Origin of the sequence: Acidiphilium acidophilum (genome assembly GCF_033842475.1) — a bacterium.
GTDB lineage: Bacteria > Pseudomonadota > Alphaproteobacteria > Acetobacterales > Acetobacteraceae > Acidiphilium > Acidiphilium acidophilum.
Genome location: NZ_JAWXYB010000018.1, coordinates 707,572 through 725,000, shown reverse-complemented (window position 1 = coordinate 725,000; position 17,429 = coordinate 707,572). Strand labels below are relative to the sequence as shown.

Genomic DNA, 17,429 nt, shown 5'->3' with positions numbered 1-17,429 from the left:
TCAACCACCACCATGCCCAAGCCTAAACCCAAACACAGCAATCACTACCAACCATACCACCAAGCCCTCTCAGACCCAGCAATCCAGCCAGCAGCCAAACGCCACCAACGTATCCCTTCCTAGCCTATTCACAAACCTCAAAGAACAAAACTGACGTTGCGGTCTGACCCGCTCCGTCGGTCGCCGCCTCATCAGCGGTGAACGGGCTTCTACGCGCCGACCCCGGACCTGTCAACGGGCCGGGAAACGGGGCGGCGGATTGGGTAAAAACGTTGTGTGGCAAGGGTTTGTGCGGGGGATGGGGCGCTGCCGGGGCGGATAGGGCCGCGGTTTCGCAGTCGCAATCCGGCCATGAGCGAGGTGCATGAACGGAGGGTGGGAACGGAGGGCGGGATGTGCCATGTGTGGGACGTTTAGTTGCGATATCGCAACAATATGGGCGCGGAAAGGCTATTTCGGGTGGACGTATAAAAAGTCCGGGGCGATGAAATCGGGGTTGTAGGCGAGTTTTTCGCGGCTGAAGACGTGGTCGAGCAGGGATTGGACATCATCGAGCGTCGGGGCGCGGAGGGGTGGCGGGTTTGGTACGCGGGGTGGCGGCGGCGCGCGAGGTGGACGTGGTGGTGGGCGATCGGGGCGGTGCGGGCGCGGCGGGCGGGCGGTTTCGCGCAGCAGGGGGTGACGCCGGGTGAGGTCGGGGGTGGGGCTGGATGGATCGTTCGGGGGGACCATGCGGTAGATCAGGCGCAGGTCGATGCCGAGCATGTGGCAGAGCGGTCGGAGGAGGCGGCCGATTCGGGGGTCGCTGGCGATCAATGCCTCGGTTTCCGGCTCGCAGAGGAAGTGGCGGAGGGATTGGGCGTGGCCGGGGGCTTCGGGGAGGTGACGGGCGATCCAGCCGAAGCGGCGGGGGAGTTTGGGTTGTGGCGTGGCTGGCGCGGCGGGTTCGGCGGGGGATGACGCGCGGGGATGGGGATGGCGGGCGCGCCGGTAGAGGCGCGGCTGGCCGGCTTCGGCCTCAATGCGGGCGAGGAGGTCGTGGAGGCGCGTCATGATGGTGCCGAGGCGCCGGTAGAGCAGGAGGCCGACCGGGCTGGCGAGGCGGGCCGGGGTGTTGCGCACCGGCACGATCGCGGCGGCGATGGATTTCCGCAAAGTCCCGATGAAGCCCGCGAAGCGGGTGAAGAGGGGTTGCGGTGCCGCGCTCATGTGCCTGTTAGAGCATGGGGGGGGGTGGGGGTGGGAAAGCGTTAGTTTTGGTGAGGGTGGGTCTGGGGGTGGGAGCGATATTATCGCTTGTAGCGGCCGCAATATAGCTATATAATACACCATGAAAACGATCATCCTGACGGCGGGAGCCGCGAAGGATCTGGACGGCCTGTCGCGTGACGCCCGCGCGCAGGTGGAAGCCGGGTCCAGTCGCCATAGCGCCTGTGGCTGGAGGGCGTGACGCCCGCGCGCAGGTGGAAGCCGGACTTCATCGTTATGCCATGACCGGCCAAGGGGACGTCAAGGCGTTACAGGGTCGTGAGGGTTATCGGCTCAGGATCGGTCCGTATCGCGTGATATTCGATGAAGATGCAGCCACGATTCTGGCGATCTATATCGGTCGACGCGCCACCACGACTTACAGGAGGACTTGAGGTGACGACCATGCCGCAAATTATTCGCACGGAAGCCGGAGAGGAACTGGTCGTGCTGCCACGTGCCGAATATGAGGCGCTGGTTGCGCGTGTCGAGGAGGCTGCCGAAGATGAGGACGACATTGCAATCTATGATTCCCGGAAGGCGGCGTTGGCTGGCGATGCCGCCGTGTTGCCGAAGGACCTGAGTGCGATGATTTTGGGTGGTGACAGCCGGTTGAAGGCCATTCGGCAGTGGCGGGGCATGACGCAGCAGCATCTGAGCTTCAGGAGCGACATCAGTCAGGGGTATCTGTCCGACCTCGAAAGTGGCCACCGCGCCGGAACGCCGGACACGATCGCGAAGCTTGCTGCGGTGCTGGAGGTTCCGGTGGGGTGGCTTTCGCAGGCGTGACGGGACGGACGTGGAGGCTCGGTTGGCTACGTAATAACGGGAGTTCAAATGGGACGGGCTGATCCACTGGTTTCTGGAAAAAAACTTCCCAGAAATGCCTACATCGATTTACTTCGTGGATTTGCCATTATTATGGTGATGTTACTTCATTTCAGTCTGACCTATAGACCGTGGCATTATGGACCATTAAAGACCGTTTTTGGGAAGGATGTTGTGTACAACGTTCTCATTTGGGGAAATTTTGGCGTAACTATATTTTTTGTGGTTTCCGGCTATCTGATCACGAGCAACGCGTTACGGAGGTATAAGCGGCTTTCCGCCATATCGATGAAGAATTTCTATGTCCTGCGGTTTGCAAGATTACAACCATTACTTATTCTATCACTGTCTGTTATTACCGTCCTCGGATTGTCTGGAATTTCACCATTTGTGAATAATTCGAAGCCGATTTCTGACCTATATCTTGGTGTTTTATCAACGATGACTTTCTGGCAGAATATATTGATGCAATATCGCGGATATTTCAATTATTGCATAAATGTATATTGGTCATTATCTGTAGAAGATATGTTTTATCTCCTTTTTCCGATCGTATGTACAGTGTTCAGGCGTGACTTGTTTATCGCAATATTCATTTTGGCTCTCATCACTTTCGCTCCTTTTTATCGCGCCACCCATGAGCATAGCATATTCTATTTATATGCCAATCTGGCCTGTTTTGATGCTATCGGGGTCGGATGCCTCTGTGCAATGCTGGCAACACGCGTAGAGATACCTGCGACGGTCAGGCCGTTAGTCGTAGCGCTCAGTGTCTTAATTATAGTCCACACATGGTTGAACGGGTTTGTTGACGAAAACAGGATATTCAGCTTTTCTCTCATATCAGCAGCAACCGGATGTTTGATTTTGGCCATTGCAAACTACGATAACGCGGGGTGGACGCACAGTCTTCCCGTCAGATGCGTCCGTTGGTTCGGACGGCATAGTTATGAGCTGTATCTGTTCCATATTATTGTACTGGCAGGCATGCGCAATATTGTTCCGGCTCAAGTTCTTGGTTATGATGCGCAAATACCGTGGCTTATTTTATTCTTCATCGTGTCGTCGCTGATCGCCGGTTTGGCCGCTCGCTTTATTGGCGACCCGGCAAACAGGAACCTGCGCGAGAGATTTTTGAACCGCCGGATCGCGTCGGTCAGTGTGGTGTGATTTGTCCTGAGGGAAGGTGGTTGCTGTCAATTCCGCTCCTGCTCGCCTCTGCCGAGCGTGAATGGGGCCAGCCGGGGTCAGGGAGTGAAATAGATGCCGGAGTATCGACGACGTCGCGTTGAGGGTGGGGCGTATTTTTTTACCGTTGTGCTTGCCGATCGGCGTAGTGATTTGCTGGTCCGTGAAGTCGCCGCTTTGCGGGCTTCGGTTGCGCGGGTTCGGGCACTATATCCGTTCACCATCGATGCTTGGGTTGTGCTGCCCGATCATTTGCATGCGGTGTGGACGTTGCCGGAGGGCGATGCCGATTTTTCGACGCGGTGGATGCTGATCAAGCGGGGGTTCTCGTCACGGGTTGGGATGGGTGAACACCGTTCGGAGTCGCGGGTTGCCAAGCGAGAGCGCGGGGTGTGGCAGCGTCGGTTCTGGGAACGGGCGCTGCGCGATGAGACGGATTTTCGGCGGCATGTCGATTATGTGCATTTCAATCCGGTCAGGCATGGGGTTGCGGGCAACGCCTGGGAGTGGCCGTTTTCGTCGTTTCGGTGGGCGGTGAGGCGGGGGGATTATCCGGCGGGGTGGGGCGGTCACGCGGCGGTCGAGGGTGATTACGGAGAGCGACAAGGTTCATGAGGGTGAGAGATGGTGGGGTGCCCAAGAGCACCCCACCCTACGATCTGGCCCCTCAGGCGCCCGGCACCTGATTCCGAAAGTTTTTTGCGCGCTTTTTTACAAAAAAGCGCTGCTTGCCTTGGCCTTATCTTACGCGGCTTCGGCCATGTCGCCTCTTACTGTCAGGCCGTCGTCGCCCACGCCGACGGTGACGGTTTCGCCGTCGTGGATGGTGCCGGCGAGGATGGCGGTGGCGAGGCGGTTTTGCAGGCTGCGCTGGATGACGCGTTTGAGGGGGCGGGCGCCGTAGACGGGGTCGTAGCCTTCGTTGGCGAGCCAGTCGCGGGCGGCCTGGTCGAGGTGGAGGGTGATTTTGCGGTCGGCCAGCAGGGTTTCGAGGTGGCGGAGCTGGATATCGACGATGGTTGCCATGTCCGAGCGCTGGAGGCGGCGGAACAGGATGATTTCGTCGAGCCGGTTGAGGAATTCGGGGCGGAAATGGCCCCGGACCACGCGCATGACGGCGGCTTCGGCCATCATGACGTCTTCGCCGTCCGGCTGGGCGGCGAGGACTTCGCTGCCGAGGTTGGAGGTGAGGACGATTATGGTGTTCTTGAAGTCGACGGTGCGGCCCTGGCCATCGGTCAGGCGGCCATCGTCGAGGACCTGGAGGAGGATGTTGAAGACGTCCTCGTGGGCTTTTTCGACCTCGTCGAACAGGATGACCTGATAGGGGCGGCGGCGGACGGCTTCGGTCAGGACGCCGCCTTCCTCGTAGCCGACATAGCCGGGGGGGGCGCCGATCAGGCGGGCGACGGCGTGTTTTTCCATGAATTCGCTCATGTCGATGCGGACCATGGCGCGTTCGTCGTCGAACAGGAATTCGGCGAGGGCTTTGCAGGTTTCGGTTTTGCCGACGCCGGTGGGGCCGAGGAAGAGGAACGAGCCGATCGGGCGGTTGGGGTCCTGCAGCCCGGCGCGGGCGCGGCGGACGGCATCCGACACGGCGCGCAGGGCGGCTTCCTGACCGACGACGCGGACGCGCAGGAGGTCTTCCATTTTGGTGAGTTTGGCGCGTTCGCCTTCGAGCATGCGATCGACCGGGATGCCGGTCCAGCGGGCGACGACCTGGGCGATCTGCTGTTCGGTGACGGCTTCGTTGACCATTGCGCCGTCGGCCGAGCCGGTGGCGAGCTGGCGTTCGAGGTCGGGGATGACGCCGTACATCAGTTCGGAGGCGCGGGCGAGGTTGCCGGAGCGCTGGGCCATTTCCATTTCGCTGCGGGCCTGATCGAGTTTTTCCTTGAGGCGCTGGGTCTGGTTGAGGCGGTCTTTTTCGCCTTTCCAGGTGGCGGACATGGCGTCGGACTTTTCATCGAGGGCGGCGATTTCGCCTTCGAGGCGGGCGAGGCGGTCTTTCGAAGCGGCGTCGTCCTCGCGCTTGAGGGCTTCGCGCTCGATTTTGAGCTGCATCAGGCGGCGGTCGAGTTCGTCGAGCGCTTCGGGTTTGCTGTCCACCTGCATGCGCAGGCGCGAGGCGGCTTCATCGACGAGGTCGATCGCCTTGTCGGGCAGGAAGCGGTCCGAGATGTAGCGGTTGGAGAGGGTGGCGGCGGCGACGAGGGCGGAATCGAGGATGCGGACGCCGTGGTGGAGTTCGTATTTTTCCTTGATGCCGCGCAGGATCGATATGGTGTCCTCGACGCTCGGTTCATTCACGAAGACGGGCTGGAAGCGGCGGGCGAGGGCGGCGTCCTTTTCGATGTATTTGCGGTATTCGTCGAGCGTGGTGGCGCCGATGCAGTGGAGCGCGCCACGGGCGAGTTCGGGTTTGATGAGGTTGGAGGCGTCCATCGCGCCGTCGGCGCGGCCGGCCCCGACGAGGGTGTGCATTTCGTCGATGAACAGGATGATCTCGCCGTTGGCGGTTTCGATTTCCTTGAGGACCGCCTTGAGGCGCTCCTCGAATTCGCCGCGGAATTTGGCTCCTGCGACAAGGGCGCCGAGGTCGAGCGACATCAGGCGTTTGTTTTTGAGGGCTTCGGGCACGTCGCCGTTGACGATGCGCAGCGCGAGGCCTTCGACGATGGCGGTTTTGCCGACGCCGGGTTCGCCGATCAGGACCGGGTTGTTTTTGGTGCGGCGGGCGAGGACCTGGATGGCGCGGCGGATTTCCTCGTCGCGGCCGATCACCGGGTCGAGTTTCTGGTCGCGGGCGGCCTGCGTGACATCGCGCGCGTATTTTTTCAGCGCGTCGAAATTGGCTTCGGCGGTGGCGGAATTGACGGTGCGGCCCTTGCGGATGTCGGCCACCGCTTTTTCGAGTGACTGGGCGGAGGCGCCGGCGGCTTTGAGGGCACGGCCGGCGGCGCTGTCGCTCGCGGCGAGGGCGACGAGGACGCGGTCCTGCGCGGTGTATTCGTCGCCGGCTTTCTGGGCCATGGTTTGTGCGGCATCGAGCACGCGGGAGAGATCGGGCGTGATCTGGGGCTGGCCGGCGCCGGAACCCTGGACCTTGGGCATTTTGGCGACGGCGGCATCGACCGCGAATTTGACCGCGGCGGGGTCGCCCCCGGCGGCGCGGATCAGGCCGGTGGCGGCACCTTCATCGTCGTCGAGGAAGGCTTTGAGCAGATGTTCGGGCGTGATGTACTGGTGATATTCGCGGACCGCGATGGTTTGCGCGGCATGAACGAAGCCACGGGCCCGCTCGGTGAACTTTTCGAAATCCATGTTTCGATCCCTTTCATTAAGGCGACCTTGGTCGCGTCATCCCTCAAGAGGCAATGGCGCAACCTTGCCGATCACAAATGGTTGTAGCATTGATCCGGCTCAAGAGGGGGACGGGATGCGGATTGAGACAATCTATCGTTATCCGGTCAAGGGGCTGACGCCCGAGGCGATGGGTGAGGCGGCGCTGCGGGCCGGGCGGGCGATCGAGTGGGATCGGGCGTTTGCGCTGGCGCAGGGGGATTGCGGGTTCGACGAGGCAGCGCCCGCGTGGCGGCCCAAGACCGAGTTTTTGTGCCTCGCGCGGAATATCGAGGCGGCGGCGCTGGAGGCGCGGTTCGATCCGGACCGCTCGCTGCTGACGCTGGTGGCGCGGGATGGTGCGGCGCTGGATGCCAACCCGCTGACGGCTTCGGGGCGGGAGGCGATCGGCGGGTTCATTGCGGCGGCGCTGCCGACGGCGATGCGGGGGGTGCCGCGATTCGTGCATGTCGGGGATGAACACAGTTTCTGCGATCATGACGGGCAGGTGATCAGCCTGATCGGGCTGGGGAGCCTCGCGGCGTTGAGCGCGGTGGTGGGGAGCCCGCGCGAGAAGATGCGGTTTCGGGCCAATATATATGTCGAGGGGATCGAGGCCTGGGCGGAATTCGGCTGGATCGGGCGGACGCTGGCGATCGGGGCGGCGCGGCTGGTTGTGGTCGAGCGGATCAACCGGTGCGCGGCAACGTGCGTCAATCCGGGGACCGGGCTGCGCGATGCCAATCCGGTGAAGGAGTTGATGACGCATTTCGGCCATGTCGATTGCGGGGTGTTCGCCGAGGTGGTGACGCCCGGGCGGATCGGGGTGGGGGATGCGGTGACGGTGATGTCATGAGCGCGGTGCTGCGGGAGGGTGTGACGTGCTGGCGGCTGGTTCATGCCGACCGGATGGCGGTGATCATCGACGGGGCGGCGTATTTCCGGGCGCTGAAACAGGCGATTCTGGCGGCGCGGCATTCGGTGCTGATGGTGGGGTGGGATTTTCACACCGGGATTCTGCTGGAGCGCGATGGCGTGGTGATGGAGGGGGTGCCGAATACGCTCGGTGATTTCCTGAGTTTCGTGGTGCGGGAAAACCCCGGGCTGGATGTGCATATTCTGCGGTGGGATCTGTCGGTGCTGAAGATGCCGCTGCGGGGGACCTCCCCTGCCCTGCTGTTCCACTGGCTTCTGGCGCGGCGGATTCATTTCAAGCTCGACAGCAATCATCCGACCGGGGCGTGCCATCATCAGAAGATTGTGGTGATCGACGACCGGTTGGCGTTCTGTGGCGGGATCGATTGCACGGTGGGGCGGTGGGATACCGGGGATCATATCGACGATGATCCGCGCCGCGACGAGCCGGATGGGCAGCGGCACAAGCCGTGGCACGATGTGACGACGGCGGTGGATGGCGATGCGGCGCGGGCGCTGGGCGATCTGGCGCGGATGCGCTGGCAGGCGGCGACGGGGGAGACGATCGCGCCGCCGCCGGAGCGGGCGGATGTGCCGTGGCCGGACAGCCTCGATCCGCGATTCACCGATGTGAAGGTGGGGATTGCGCGGACCTGGCCGAAAACGGAGCAGATGCCGGAGACCCGCGAGATCGAGGCGCTGTATCTCGCGGCGATCGGTTCGGCGCGACACACTATATATCTGGAGAGTCAGTATTTCGCCTCGCCCCGGATTGCCGAGGCGATTGCCGCGCGGCTGGCGGAGGCGGAGGGGCCGGAGGTGTTGATCGTCAATCCCAGGCGGGCCGATGGCTGGCTGGAGGAGGAGGCGATGGGCTCGGCGCGGGCGCTGCTGCTGCGGGATCTGCACCGGCTGGATCATGGCGGGCGGCTGCGGTTCGCAACCCCGGTGAGCGCGGGCGAGGCGGATATTTATGTTCATGCCAAGGTGTTGATCATCGACGATACGCTGCTGCGGGTGGGGTCGTCGAACGTCAATAACCGTTCGATGGGGATCGATACCGAGTCGGATCTGGCGGTCGAGGTGGGGCCGGACGACGCGCGGGCGGATATCCGGGCCGCGATCCTCGATGTGCGGGATGCGCTGATCGCCGAGCATATCGGGGTGACGGTCGCTGCGGTGCGGCAGGGGATTGAGGAGCATGGCTCGCTGGTGCGGGCGTTCGATGCGCTGAACCCGGGGACCGGGCGGCGGCTGGCGCCGTTCACGCCGCCTTCGGTCAATGATGTCGAGGCGAAACTGGCGGAGAGCGCGGCGCTCGATCCCGACCGGGTGGAGGCGATGGCGCCGAATTTTCTGCGTGCGCTGCGGCTGATCAACAAACCGCGTCCCCGGCATCTGCTCCGGCGGCTTACGCATCGCGCGAAAACCGCTTAGTCTGGTGCGATGCTGACCGATCTGCCGAACGTTCTGACCCTGTCGCGTATCGCAGCGATCCCGCTGCTGGTGCTGCTGGTGGCGCTGCGCGACCCGACGGCGGATTTGCTGGCGGCGATTCTGTTCACCATTGCGGGGATCACCGACTGGCTGGACGGGCGGCTGGCGCGGACGCGGCGGCAGCTTTCGGACCTGGGGCGGATGCTCGACCCGATTGCCGACAAGCTGCTGGTGGGCGCGACGCTGATGCTGCTGGTCGGGTTTCACCTGTTGCCGGCATTCGGGATTTATCCGGCGATCGTGATCATGCTGCGGGAGATTCTGGTCTCGGGGCTGCGGGAATATCTTGCGGGTATCCGGATCGGGCTGCCGGTGACGCGGCTCGCGAAGTGGAAGACGGCGGCGCAGATGGGGGCGTTGGGGTTTCTGCTGCTCGGCGACCGGGGGGCGGTTATTCTCGGGATCGGCGGGTTTCCGGCGACCGCGATCGGCGGGGTGCTGCTGTGGCTGGCCGCGATTCTGACGCTGATCACCGGGTGGGATTATCTCACGGCGGGGCTGCGCCATATCAACCGGCCGGGGACGGCGGGCTGAACGCGGATCGGGTGGATGGCGGGCTGATGGCGGCGCCGGTGATCGCGCTGGTCGGCTGGTCCGGCAGTGGCAAGACCACGCTGCTGACCGCGCTGCTGCCGGTGCTCGCGCAACGGGGGCTGAGCGTTTCGACGCTGAAACACGCGCATCACACGGTCGATCCCGATCAGCCGGGCAAGGACAGTCATCGTCATCGAATGGCCGGGGCGCGCGAGACCATGCTGGCGACGCGCGAGCGGTTCGTGCTGTTCCGCGAGCATCGGAGCGAGGACGAGCCCGATCTGGCGCTGCTGCTGGGGCGGATGGCGCCGGTCGATTTGTATATTGCCGAGGGGTTCAAATCGGCCCCGGTGCGCAAGCTCGAAGTGCACCGGCCCGCTCTCGGCAAGAGGCCGCTCTGGCCGGACTGGCCGGGGATTATCGCGGTGGCGGCGGATGGGGATGTCGGCCCCTGCCCGCTTCCGCTGCTCGACCTCGGCGATGCCAGCGCGATTGCGCAATTCATCGTCACCGGACTTGGCTTGAGGTTGGATGTGAAATCGGAGCATAGTCGCTTTTATGATGAGTGAAGGAACCAACCCGATGCGGAGTGCCGCCCGATCTGCGATGTCGACCCGAGCCGCGCGCTCGATCAGCCTGGTCGTGCCGGGGGCGATGCTGCTGCTGCTGTCCGGGTGCGCCGGGGTCGGCAATTATCTTGACAGCACGCTGAGCCCGTTCGGCAATCCGAATGCGCCCAAGGGCTATGCGCTGAACATGCAGCGGGCGCGGGGCGAGGAGGTTGCGGTCACGCCGATCCGGCCGCAGCCGGGCGATGTGTGGCCGGGGCCGGTGCAGCCGGTGCCGACGCTGAGCGATATCCAGCAACATATGAACACGCCGCTCGGGCAGGAATATCAGAACCAGTACGGCGCGACCGGTAACCCGAACGCGACCTATTCGGTGCCTTCGGTCGGCACGAACGGGTCGATGAGCGAGGGGATGACGCCGCCGGATCAGCGCAGCGGACCGGCGACCGGGAATAATGCCGGGCTGACCAAATACGGCACTTACGGGCATGCGACCAAGGGAAGTTCGACGCCGCCGGGGAGTGCGCAGAGCGCCTTGCCGAGCGAACCGGTCATTCCCGCGACGCCGCCGACCCCGGCGCCTACCATCCGGGCGGGAAGCGGCTTCGCGGTGGGGCAGACGCTGATGGGGCCGAACGGGCCGGCCGGCGTGGTGACCGGGTCGAGCAACGGGCGGTATCAGACCGTGGCCCCGATCGACGGGGCGGGCGGCGGCATACTGATTCCGAACGGCAATGGCACGGCGACGCTGATCCAGCCGAACGGGCAGGTCGTTTCGGTGCAGGGCCACTGAGCAAGGTGAGCGCGGGGCGATGAAGGTTTTGTATTTCGCCTGGCTGCGCGAGCGGATCGGGGTCGCCGAGGAGACGATCGATCTGCCCGCGGATATCGGCACGATCGGTGCGCTCACGGATTTTCTGGCGGCGCGCAGCCCGCGCCATGCGCTGGCCTTCGCGGATCGGCGATCGATCAAGACCGCGCTCGATCAGGTGTTCGTCAGCCCGGATACCCGGCTCGGCGGGGCGGGGGAAGTCGCTTATTTCCCGCCGTTTACCGGCGGCTGACCATGCCCCGGATCGTGGTGACGGCGGAGGATTTCGATACTGGGGCGGAGTTGGACCGACTAAGCGCGGGGGCCGGTGCGGTGTCCAGCTTCGTCGGGATCGTGCGCGGCACCACCGGGGGGCGGGCGCTGGCGGCGCTGACGCTGGAACATTACCCCGGCATGACCGAACGGGCGCTCGGCGCGATCGCCGCGACGGCGATGCAGCGCTGGCGGCTGCTCGACTGCACGATCATTCACCGGATCGGGCGGTTGGAGCCGGGGGCGCGGATCGTGCTGGCGGCGGCCTCCAGCGATCATCGTGGCGATTCGCTGCGGGCGACCGAATTCCTGATCGACTGGCTCAAGACCGACGCGCCGTTCTGGAAGCGCGAGGATTTCGCCGATGGCGAGGCCGCCTGGGTGGCGGCGCGGCAGGAGGATGACGCGGCGCGCGATCGGTGGATTGAAGGCCCGTCGCAGGGTTGATCATCGCGCCGTTTCCGATCCTGCCGGATCGGAAGTGTTGTTCAGAAAAAATTCATCAGGTTGGGCGCGGCAAGATCAGTTTTGCCGCGTTTTTGTGTGTCGGGGCACGGTCCCGTTCCGCGTCGGGCGGCTGATACGGGCGTTTCCGGGGGCGGATCGGTCGATTTTACCCGTCGTTTTGTTCCAAAACTCATCTCAATATAATTTATATGTATGAGTCTCAATTATAGATATGAATAATATTATTTCAACATTACTTATCAAATTATAATTATTTTGTTGACGGATACTCTCTTTGGTTGTACTGAATGACTCAGTTAACCGGGGGTTGTGATGAAAATACTTATTTTTGGAAATATTATCGATAATAAAGACGTTCTGACGACCTACTTCAAATCGAAGCTCGTGGTCGTCGATGAAACGCTGGAGCGCGAGGAAGCGCTCGATCTGGCGCGGATCTACGATTACGATGCGGTGGTGCTCCGCCTCTCGGACGCCAGACCGCCGGAAACCGACCTGATCCGGCGGTTGCGGATCGGCGGGTTGCGGTGCCCGGTCATTGCGGTGGCGCACAGCTTTGGCGAGTCAAGCCGCCTGCGGGTGCTCGAAGCCGGGGTGGACGACCTGATCGTGAGCGCCACCTCCCAGGAGGAGATTTTTCTGCGGGTGCAGAATCAGGTGCGCCGGAGCCGTGGGTTTCAGAGCCCGGCGCTGACGCTCGGCAATGTCGAGATCAACATGAACGCGAAAAAGATCTTCGTTGCGGGCCGCGAGGTCACCCTGACGAAGAAGGAATATCAGATTGTCGAGATCCTCGCGCTGCGCAAAGGCTGCGTGTTGAGCAAGGAGGCGATTCTCGATCATCTCTATGGCGGGCTCGACGAGCCGAACCCCAAGATCATCGACGTCTTCATCTGCAAGATCCGCAAGAAGCTGCTCGCTCTGGGGGCTGACGACCTGATCGAGACCAATTGGGGGCGCGGCTACATGGTGGTCGAGCGGCGCAGTACCGAGGTGACGCAGCCCCGCCCCGCCGAGGCCGCGATCGGGCCGGACCCGCGGCTTACCACCGGGTTGTTCCTGCGCGTGGGCGCCTGATGGGCGCGCCCGCGCCGGGCATTACATGCCGCCCGGATAGGCCGGCCCACCGGCCCCTTCGGGCACCACCCAGTCGATATTCTGGGTCGGGTCCTTGATATCGCAGGTTTTGCAATGGACGCAGTTCTGGGCGTTGATCTGGAGTTTGGGGTTGCCGGTTTCGGCCCCGACGATCTCGTACACTCCTGCCGGGCAGTAGCGGGTTTCCGGGCTACGGTACTCGGTCCAGTTCACCGTGATCGCGGTTGCGGGATCGCGCAGCACCAGATGGGCCGGCTGGTTTTCCTCGTGATTGGCGTTCGAGATGAACACCGAACTGAGCCGGTCGAACGTCAGGGCGCCATCGGGTTTGGGGTAGACGATCGGGGTGCAGTCGCGCGCGGGCTTCAGCGTGGTGTTGTCGGCATGGTTGCGCAGGGTCCAGGGCGATCTGCCACGGGTGACGTAGGTTTCGAAGGCCGCGTTCATCAGCCCGCCCCACATGCCGAACTTGGCGAAACCGGGGCGGATGTTGCGCACGGCCTCAAGCTCGGACCACAGCCAGCTCGCCCGGACGCGTGCGGGAAAGTCATCGAGCGTCGCCGGTTTGCTGCCCGCCAGAGCCGCCGCGATCGATTCGGCGGCGAGCATGCCCGATTTCATCGCGGTATGGGTGCCCTTGATTTTCGGCACGTTGAGAAATCCCGCCTCGCAACCGACCAGGACGCCGCCCGGGAAGACCAGTTTCGGGATCGACTGGAACCCGCCTTCGTTGAGCGCGCGGGCACCGTAGGAAATCCGCTTGGCCCCGGCGAAATGGGGCGCGATCGCCGGATGGGTCTTGAAGCGCTGCATTTCCTCGAACGGCGAGAGAAAGGGGTTCTCGTAATCGAGACCGATCACGAAACCATAGGCCATCAGGTTGCCGCCGAGGTGATACAGGAAGGAACCGCCATAGGTTTTACTGTCCATCGGCCAGCCGACACTGTGCATCACCATGCCGGGATTGTGGTTTTCCGGCGGGACTTCCCACAATTCCTTGATGCCGATGCCGTAGGTCTGCGGATCGACCCCGTCGTTCAGCCCGAACCGGCGGATCAGCTGTTTGCCGAGCGAGCCCCGGCAGCCTTCGGCGAAGACGGTATAGGTCGCGCGCAGTTCCATGCCGCGTTGGTACTGGGCGGTCGGCTGGCCGTCGCGCCCGATGCCCATGTCCCCGGTGGCGATGCCGGCGACACGGTCGCCCTCGAACAGGACCTCCGCCGCCGCGAAACCGGGATAGATCTCGACGCCGAGTTCCTCGGCCCGGGTGCCGAGATAGCGCACGACATTGCCGAGGCTGACGACATGGTTGCCGTGATTGTTCATTTGCGGCGGGGTCGGCAGGCGGTAGCTGCCGGTTGCGGTGAGGAAGAGGAAGCGGTCGTCCCCGGCGGGGGCGGAATATTCGATCGCACCGATATCGGCATCGGGCAGAAGTTCGGTCATGGCGCGCGGTTCGAGCACGCAGCCGGACAGGATATGCGCCCCGACCTCGCCGCCCTTTTCGACCACGCAGACCGTGCGTTCGGGGTCGATCTGTTTGAGCCGGATCGCGGTGGCGAGCCCGGCCGGGCCGGCACCGACGATCACGACGTCGAATTCCATCGTTTCACGTGCCTCGCGGTCCGGTGCCTCACGGTCGGGCAGATGGTCTGACATGGTGATCCTCCTGAACGATGGTTACGTATACGGCAATGGTCGGGGGCGGGCAAAGAGGCCTTGCCTGATCGTGCCGGGGCCGTTCAAATGAAAGCGATGACCGATCTGAACGATATTTCCTCCCCTACATTGGTGGCGTGGCTCGCGCTGCAAAGCGATTGGGGTGCCGAGGACGCGTTGCTCGATACGCCGCAGGATCGCACGGCGGTCGCGGCGCGCGCCGTCGGTGCGCCGATGCCGGCACCGCTTCGCCCCGCCGCGCGGGTTCTGCCGATGGCCCCGGCGCTGGCCGGGTCACCAGCGCTGGCACCGTCACTGGCAGCACCGGCACTGGCAGCACCGGTACTGGCATCGGCGGCGGGCGATCTCGCCGGGTTGCGCGACGCGCTCGAAGCATTCGAGGAATGCGCCCTGAAGCGGACTGCGACGCAACTGGTTTTTGCCGACGGCAGCGAGACCGCGCGGATCATGCTGATCGGCGAGGCGCCGGGCGCCGAGGAGGATCGGGCCGGACGGCCCTTCGTCGGCCCCGCCGGACAGTTGCTCGACCGGATGCTCGCAAGCATCGGGCTCGATCGCACCAGCGTGCGCATCGTCAACGTGGTGCCCTGGCGGCCTCCGGGCAACCGCACCCCGTCGGAGACCGAAATCGCGCAATGCCTGCCGTTCCTGCACCGGCATATCGCCCTGGTGCGTCCGCAGGTTCTGCTTCTGCTCGGGGCCGTGGCGGTGCGGGCGATCCTGGGCGGCAAGGACGGGATCTCCCGGGTTCGCGGCACCTGGAAATCGGCCGACATTCCCGGGCTGGACCAAAAAATACGGACCTTGCCGACATTTCATCCGGCCTATCTGCTGCGCCAGCCGCAGGCCAAGCGCCATGCCTGGTCAGACCTGTTGAGATTGCGGCAGGAGTGTGTCGAATCCGGCGTTATTGACAGTACTGCATTGCAATAAATTCATTCGATCACGAAAAGTTGATACCAGCATCGTAACGTAACCCCCTCTAAACCCTTTATTCGTTCAAAAGTTGAGATAATGCCCGATTTTGAGGGGTTGCCGCCCGCCTCGTAACCCGTGTAGCCCCTTGCTCATGCGAGGAGCCGTTAAAAAGCTCTCCCGCCTAAGTGTCGCCCGGGCGTGTATCGTCTCCGCGGCACTGCTCGCCACCGTCGCGCATGCCAGCGCGGCACCGGCCGGGCAAAGGGGGTCTTCAAGCACTGGTTCGGTCCATTCGGGACCGGCGATTTCCGGGCAGGGTGGATCATCGGGATCCGAAAGCGTTGCCTACGCGATACCACGCTCGACACCGTTGAACGGTGCCGAGACCATGCTCGCGCAGCCGCTGACCCCGAGCGATGCCGCGATCTATCAGCGGGTCTTCGCCGACCAGCACGACGGAAAACTGCAGCAGGCGCAGCGCCTGATGGCGCATGTGACCAACCCGATCCTCAAGGGCCAGGTCCTCGCGCAGCTCTATCTCGGCCCGTACCATCATTCCACGCCCGCCGAACTCGAAGCATGGCTCGCGGCCTATAACGGCCAGCCGCATACGCTGCGGATCCGCTCGCTGCTCGCGCAACGCCTGCCCGCCGGCGTGCAGCCCCCGGCGGCCAAGGTCGATTACCTGCCCGAGCCCGAAGCGACCGCGGGCGGTGCCGCCCCGCCCGCACCAAGGGGCGTTGCGGTGCCGCGCTATTTGTCGAACCGGGTCGAAAACCTCACCCGCGCCGGGGATGCCGCGCGCGCGATCGACATCATCAGCGCGGATAACCGGATTTCCGCCCGCGCCGGGGCCGCGTTGCGCGGGGATGTCGCGCGCCATCTTTTCGTGACGGCGCAGTATCGACAGGCGTTCAGCATCGCGAGCGAGGCGGCCCACGAAGGGGGCGACGCGGTCTGGCGGCCCGATTTCATCGCCGGGCTGTCGGCATGGCAGTTGCACGACATCGCACATTCGCTGACCTATTTTTCCGCCGCCGCGACGGCGGGTTCGGCGGCGCCGGGCCAGCGGGCGGCGGGGGCGTTCTGGGCCGCGCGGGCGGCGTTGCGGCTGCGCAAGCCTGATGCGTATCTCCACTGGCTCAATCAGGCGGCGGCGGCACCGCAGAGTTTCTATGGCATGCTGGCGGCCCGGCTGCTCGGCCAGGGCCTCGGCGCCAGCGGGCTCGCGGCCAGTCTTTCGGAAGCGGATATCGAATCGGTCGCCTCCCACAAGGAGGGCGACCTTGCCTTCGCGCTGCTGCAGGTGGGCTGTTCGGGCGATGCCGCCCGGGCGTTGCGCGCGATGTGGCCGGCGATCCAGAGCCATCCCGATCTTGGCCGGGCGACCATGCGGGTCGCGGCGCGGGCCGGACTCGTCGATGTCGCGGTGGCGCTGGAGCAGACCCTGCCGGGCAATGCAATTGCCGGTGCGCGACTGCCTTTGCCCGCTCTGCATCCGGCGGGGGGGTTCAATGTCGATCCGTCGCTGGTCTATGCGCTGGCGCGGACCGAATCGGGGTTCGATGCCAATGCAGTCTCGCCGGTGGGGGCGCGGGGATTGATGCAGCTGATGCCCGAGACCGCCTCCGCCATGGCGCGGCGGGGCGGCATTTCGGGTAATCTGTCGAGCCCGTCGATCAATCTGGCGCTCGGGCAGAGCTATCTGCTCTATCTCGGCGGTCAGCCGGGGGTGCAGCGCAATCTGCTCGATATTCTGGCGAGCTACAATGCCGGGCCGGTTGCCGCGGCGGCGTGGGCGCATTCGATCCATGACGGGGGCGATCCGCTGATCTTTCTCGAATCGATCCCGATCGCGCAGACGCGGCGCTTCGTGCGGCAGGTGCTGGCGGATAGCTGGATCTATGCCGAGGAGATCGGCACCACCCCGGAGAGCCTCGATGCGATGGCGGAGGGGCATTTCCCCCGGCTTTCTCCCTACGGCACCGCGCTCGCCGACCGCTGATTTTCGGCGGTTTCATAACCGGATCTTAAGGATTGTCCGATAGATTCGGCAC

At 63.9% G+C, this 17,429-nt stretch carries 17 protein-coding genes (1 of these 17 running past the window's edge); 14 read left to right on the top strand and 3 right to left on the bottom strand.

The genetic code is table 11. From position 1 onward, the window contains the following. Positions 1 to 123, top strand: the 3' portion of a protein-coding gene (locus SIL87_RS06070; RefSeq protein WP_319613302.1) for a hypothetical protein. 201 nt of this gene lie to the left of the window's left edge; only the last 123 of its 324 coding nucleotides appear in the window; the start codon falls outside the window, past its left edge; it ends in the stop codon at positions 121 to 123. A 327-nt stretch (positions 124 to 450) separates the two neighbouring features. On the opposite strand, the gene SIL87_RS06065 is transcribed toward SIL87_RS06070, so the two are convergent. Further along, positions 451 to 1,209 carry a hypothetical protein gene (locus tag SIL87_RS06065; protein WP_319613301.1) on the bottom strand — a complete coding sequence of 253 codons (759 nt, stop codon included), beginning with the start codon at positions 1,207 to 1,209 and terminating at the stop codon, positions 451 to 453. 444 nt (positions 1,210 to 1,653) lie between these two features. On the opposite strand from SIL87_RS06065, the gene SIL87_RS06060 reads away from it, so the two are divergent. The 3 genes from SIL87_RS06060 to SIL87_RS06050 all read left to right on the top strand — a co-directional run bounded on the left by SIL87_RS06060 (position 1,654) and on the right by SIL87_RS06050 (position 3,879). Continuing rightward, entirely contained in the window at positions 1,654 to 2,037 is a 384-nt protein-coding gene (locus SIL87_RS06060; protein WP_319613300.1) for a helix-turn-helix domain-containing protein, read from the top strand. Positions 2,038 to 2,085: 48 nt separating this feature from the next. Continuing rightward, positions 2,086 to 3,246 carry an acyltransferase family protein gene (locus SIL87_RS06055; RefSeq protein ID WP_319613299.1) on the top strand — a complete coding sequence of 387 codons (1,161 nt, stop codon included), beginning with the start codon at positions 2,086 to 2,088 and terminating at the stop codon, positions 3,244 to 3,246. A 93-nt stretch (positions 3,247 to 3,339) separates the two neighbouring features. After that, positions 3,340 to 3,879, top strand: a complete 540-nt coding sequence (locus SIL87_RS06050) for an REP-associated tyrosine transposase (protein ID WP_405055216.1) — start codon at positions 3,340 to 3,342, stop codon at positions 3,877 to 3,879. Positions 3,880 to 4,008: 129 nt separating this feature from the next. Here SIL87_RS06050 and clpB read toward each other — a convergent pair whose 3' ends face one another. After that, the gene (gene clpB / locus SIL87_RS06045) at positions 4,009 to 6,591 is read right to left on the bottom strand and encodes an ATP-dependent chaperone ClpB (RefSeq protein ID WP_319613297.1); all 2,583 of its coding nucleotides are present in this window, start codon (positions 6,589 to 6,591) and stop codon (positions 4,009 to 4,011) included. Positions 6,592 to 6,706: 115 nt separating this feature from the next. On the opposite strand from clpB, the gene SIL87_RS06040 reads away from it, so the two are divergent. From SIL87_RS06040 to SIL87_RS06005, 8 genes are all read left to right on the top strand, one after another. After that, complete coding sequence (locus SIL87_RS06040; RefSeq protein ID WP_319613296.1) at positions 6,707 to 7,465, top strand: MOSC domain-containing protein; 759 nt, start codon at positions 6,707 to 6,709, stop codon at positions 7,463 to 7,465. After that, positions 7,462 to 8,961 carry a phospholipase D-like domain-containing protein gene (locus SIL87_RS06035; protein WP_319613295.1) on the top strand — a complete coding sequence of 500 codons (1,500 nt, stop codon included), beginning with the start codon at positions 7,462 to 7,464 and terminating at the stop codon, positions 8,959 to 8,961. Before SIL87_RS06040 ends, SIL87_RS06035 begins: the two co-directional genes overlap by 4 nt. Before the next feature lie 9 nt (positions 8,962 to 8,970). Continuing rightward, a complete protein-coding gene (gene pgsA, locus SIL87_RS06030; protein WP_319613294.1) occupies positions 8,971 to 9,555 on the top strand; it encodes a CDP-diacylglycerol--glycerol-3-phosphate 3-phosphatidyltransferase in 585 nt (194 codons plus the stop codon). A gap of 26 nt (positions 9,556 to 9,581) precedes the next feature. Continuing rightward, positions 9,582 to 10,124 (top strand): molybdopterin-guanine dinucleotide biosynthesis protein B, encoded by a 543-nt coding sequence (mobB, locus tag SIL87_RS06025; protein WP_319615920.1) that lies wholly within the window; start codon positions 9,582 to 9,584, stop codon positions 10,122 to 10,124. Continuing rightward, positions 10,114 to 10,917 carry a hypothetical protein gene (locus SIL87_RS06020; RefSeq protein WP_319613293.1) on the top strand — a complete coding sequence of 268 codons (804 nt, stop codon included), beginning with the start codon at positions 10,114 to 10,116 and terminating at the stop codon, positions 10,915 to 10,917. The genes mobB and SIL87_RS06020 overlap by 11 nt, the downstream gene beginning before the upstream one ends. A 19-nt stretch (positions 10,918 to 10,936) precedes the next feature. Continuing rightward, the gene (gene moaD, locus SIL87_RS06015; RefSeq protein WP_319613292.1) at positions 10,937 to 11,188 is read left to right on the top strand and encodes a molybdopterin converting factor subunit 1; all 252 of its coding nucleotides are present in this window, start codon (positions 10,937 to 10,939) and stop codon (positions 11,186 to 11,188) included. Between the two features lie 2 nt (positions 11,189 to 11,190). Beyond that, a complete protein-coding gene (locus SIL87_RS06010; protein ID WP_319613291.1) occupies positions 11,191 to 11,655 on the top strand; it encodes a molybdenum cofactor biosynthesis protein MoaE in 465 nt (154 codons plus the stop codon). A 333-nt stretch (positions 11,656 to 11,988) separates the two neighbouring features. After that, positions 11,989 to 12,753, top strand: a complete 765-nt coding sequence (locus tag SIL87_RS06005) for a response regulator transcription factor (RefSeq protein ID WP_319613290.1) — start codon at positions 11,989 to 11,991, stop codon at positions 12,751 to 12,753. Positions 12,754 to 12,774: 21 nt separating this feature from the next. Here SIL87_RS06005 and SIL87_RS06000 read toward each other — a convergent pair whose 3' ends face one another. Next, the gene (locus SIL87_RS06000) at positions 12,775 to 14,433 is read right to left on the bottom strand and encodes an electron transfer flavoprotein-ubiquinone oxidoreductase (RefSeq protein WP_319613289.1); all 1,659 of its coding nucleotides are present in this window, start codon (positions 14,431 to 14,433) and stop codon (positions 12,775 to 12,777) included. An 87-nt stretch (positions 14,434 to 14,520) separates the two neighbouring features. Here SIL87_RS06000 and SIL87_RS05995 point away from each other — a divergent pair, with 87 nt between their 5' ends. Both SIL87_RS05995 and SIL87_RS05990 read left to right on the top strand, forming a co-directional pair. Then, entirely contained in the window at positions 14,521 to 15,387 is an 867-nt protein-coding gene (locus SIL87_RS05995) for a uracil-DNA glycosylase (protein WP_456304824.1), read from the top strand. Between the two features lie 373 nt (positions 15,388 to 15,760). After that, positions 15,761 to 17,377, top strand: coding sequence for a lytic transglycosylase domain-containing protein (locus tag SIL87_RS05990; RefSeq protein ID WP_319613288.1), 1,617 nt, complete (start codon positions 15,761 to 15,763; stop codon positions 17,375 to 17,377). Positions 17,378 to 17,429: the final 52 nt, after the last annotated feature.

Excerpts from the sequence above, each read along its gene's own strand:
- clpB (WP_319613297.1), bottom strand. The coding sequence starts at position 6,591 with ATGGATTTCGAAAAGTTCACCGAGCGGGCCCGTGGCTTCGTTCATGCC.
- SIL87_RS06010 (WP_319613291.1), top strand. The coding sequence starts at position 11,191 with ATGCCCCGGATCGTGGTGACGGCGGAGGATTTCGATACTGGGGCGGAG.
- SIL87_RS05990 (WP_319613288.1), top strand. The coding sequence starts at position 15,761 with ATGCTCGCGCAGCCGCTGACCCCGAGCGATGCCGCGATCTATCAGCGG.
- SIL87_RS06050 (WP_405055216.1), top strand. The coding sequence starts at position 3,340 with ATGCCGGAGTATCGACGACGTCGCGTTGAGGGTGGGGCGTATTTTTTT.
- SIL87_RS06005 (WP_319613290.1), top strand. The coding sequence starts at position 11,989 with ATGAAAATACTTATTTTTGGAAATATTATCGATAATAAAGACGTTCTG.
- moaD (WP_319613292.1), top strand. The coding sequence starts at position 10,937 with ATGAAGGTTTTGTATTTCGCCTGGCTGCGCGAGCGGATCGGGGTCGCC.
- SIL87_RS06000 (WP_319613289.1), bottom strand. The coding sequence starts at position 14,433 with ATGTCAGACCATCTGCCCGACCGTGAGGCACCGGACCGCGAGGCACGT.
- pgsA (WP_319613294.1), top strand. The coding sequence starts at position 8,971 with ATGCTGACCGATCTGCCGAACGTTCTGACCCTGTCGCGTATCGCAGCG.
- SIL87_RS06035 (WP_319613295.1), top strand. The coding sequence starts at position 7,462 with ATGAGCGCGGTGCTGCGGGAGGGTGTGACGTGCTGGCGGCTGGTTCAT.
- SIL87_RS06040 (WP_319613296.1), top strand. The coding sequence starts at position 6,707 with ATGCGGATTGAGACAATCTATCGTTATCCGGTCAAGGGGCTGACGCCC.
- SIL87_RS05995 (WP_456304824.1), top strand. The coding sequence starts at position 14,521 with ATGAAAGCGATGACCGATCTGAACGATATTTCCTCCCCTACATTGGTG.
- mobB (WP_319615920.1), top strand. The coding sequence starts at position 9,582 with ATGGCGGCGCCGGTGATCGCGCTGGTCGGCTGGTCCGGCAGTGGCAAG.
- SIL87_RS06065 (WP_319613301.1), bottom strand. The coding sequence starts at position 1,209 with ATGAGCGCGGCACCGCAACCCCTCTTCACCCGCTTCGCGGGCTTCATC.
- SIL87_RS06055 (WP_319613299.1), top strand. The coding sequence starts at position 2,086 with ATGGGACGGGCTGATCCACTGGTTTCTGGAAAAAAACTTCCCAGAAAT.
- SIL87_RS06060 (WP_319613300.1), top strand. The coding sequence starts at position 1,654 with ATGCCGCAAATTATTCGCACGGAAGCCGGAGAGGAACTGGTCGTGCTG.
- SIL87_RS06020 (WP_319613293.1), top strand. The coding sequence starts at position 10,114 with ATGATGAGTGAAGGAACCAACCCGATGCGGAGTGCCGCCCGATCTGCG.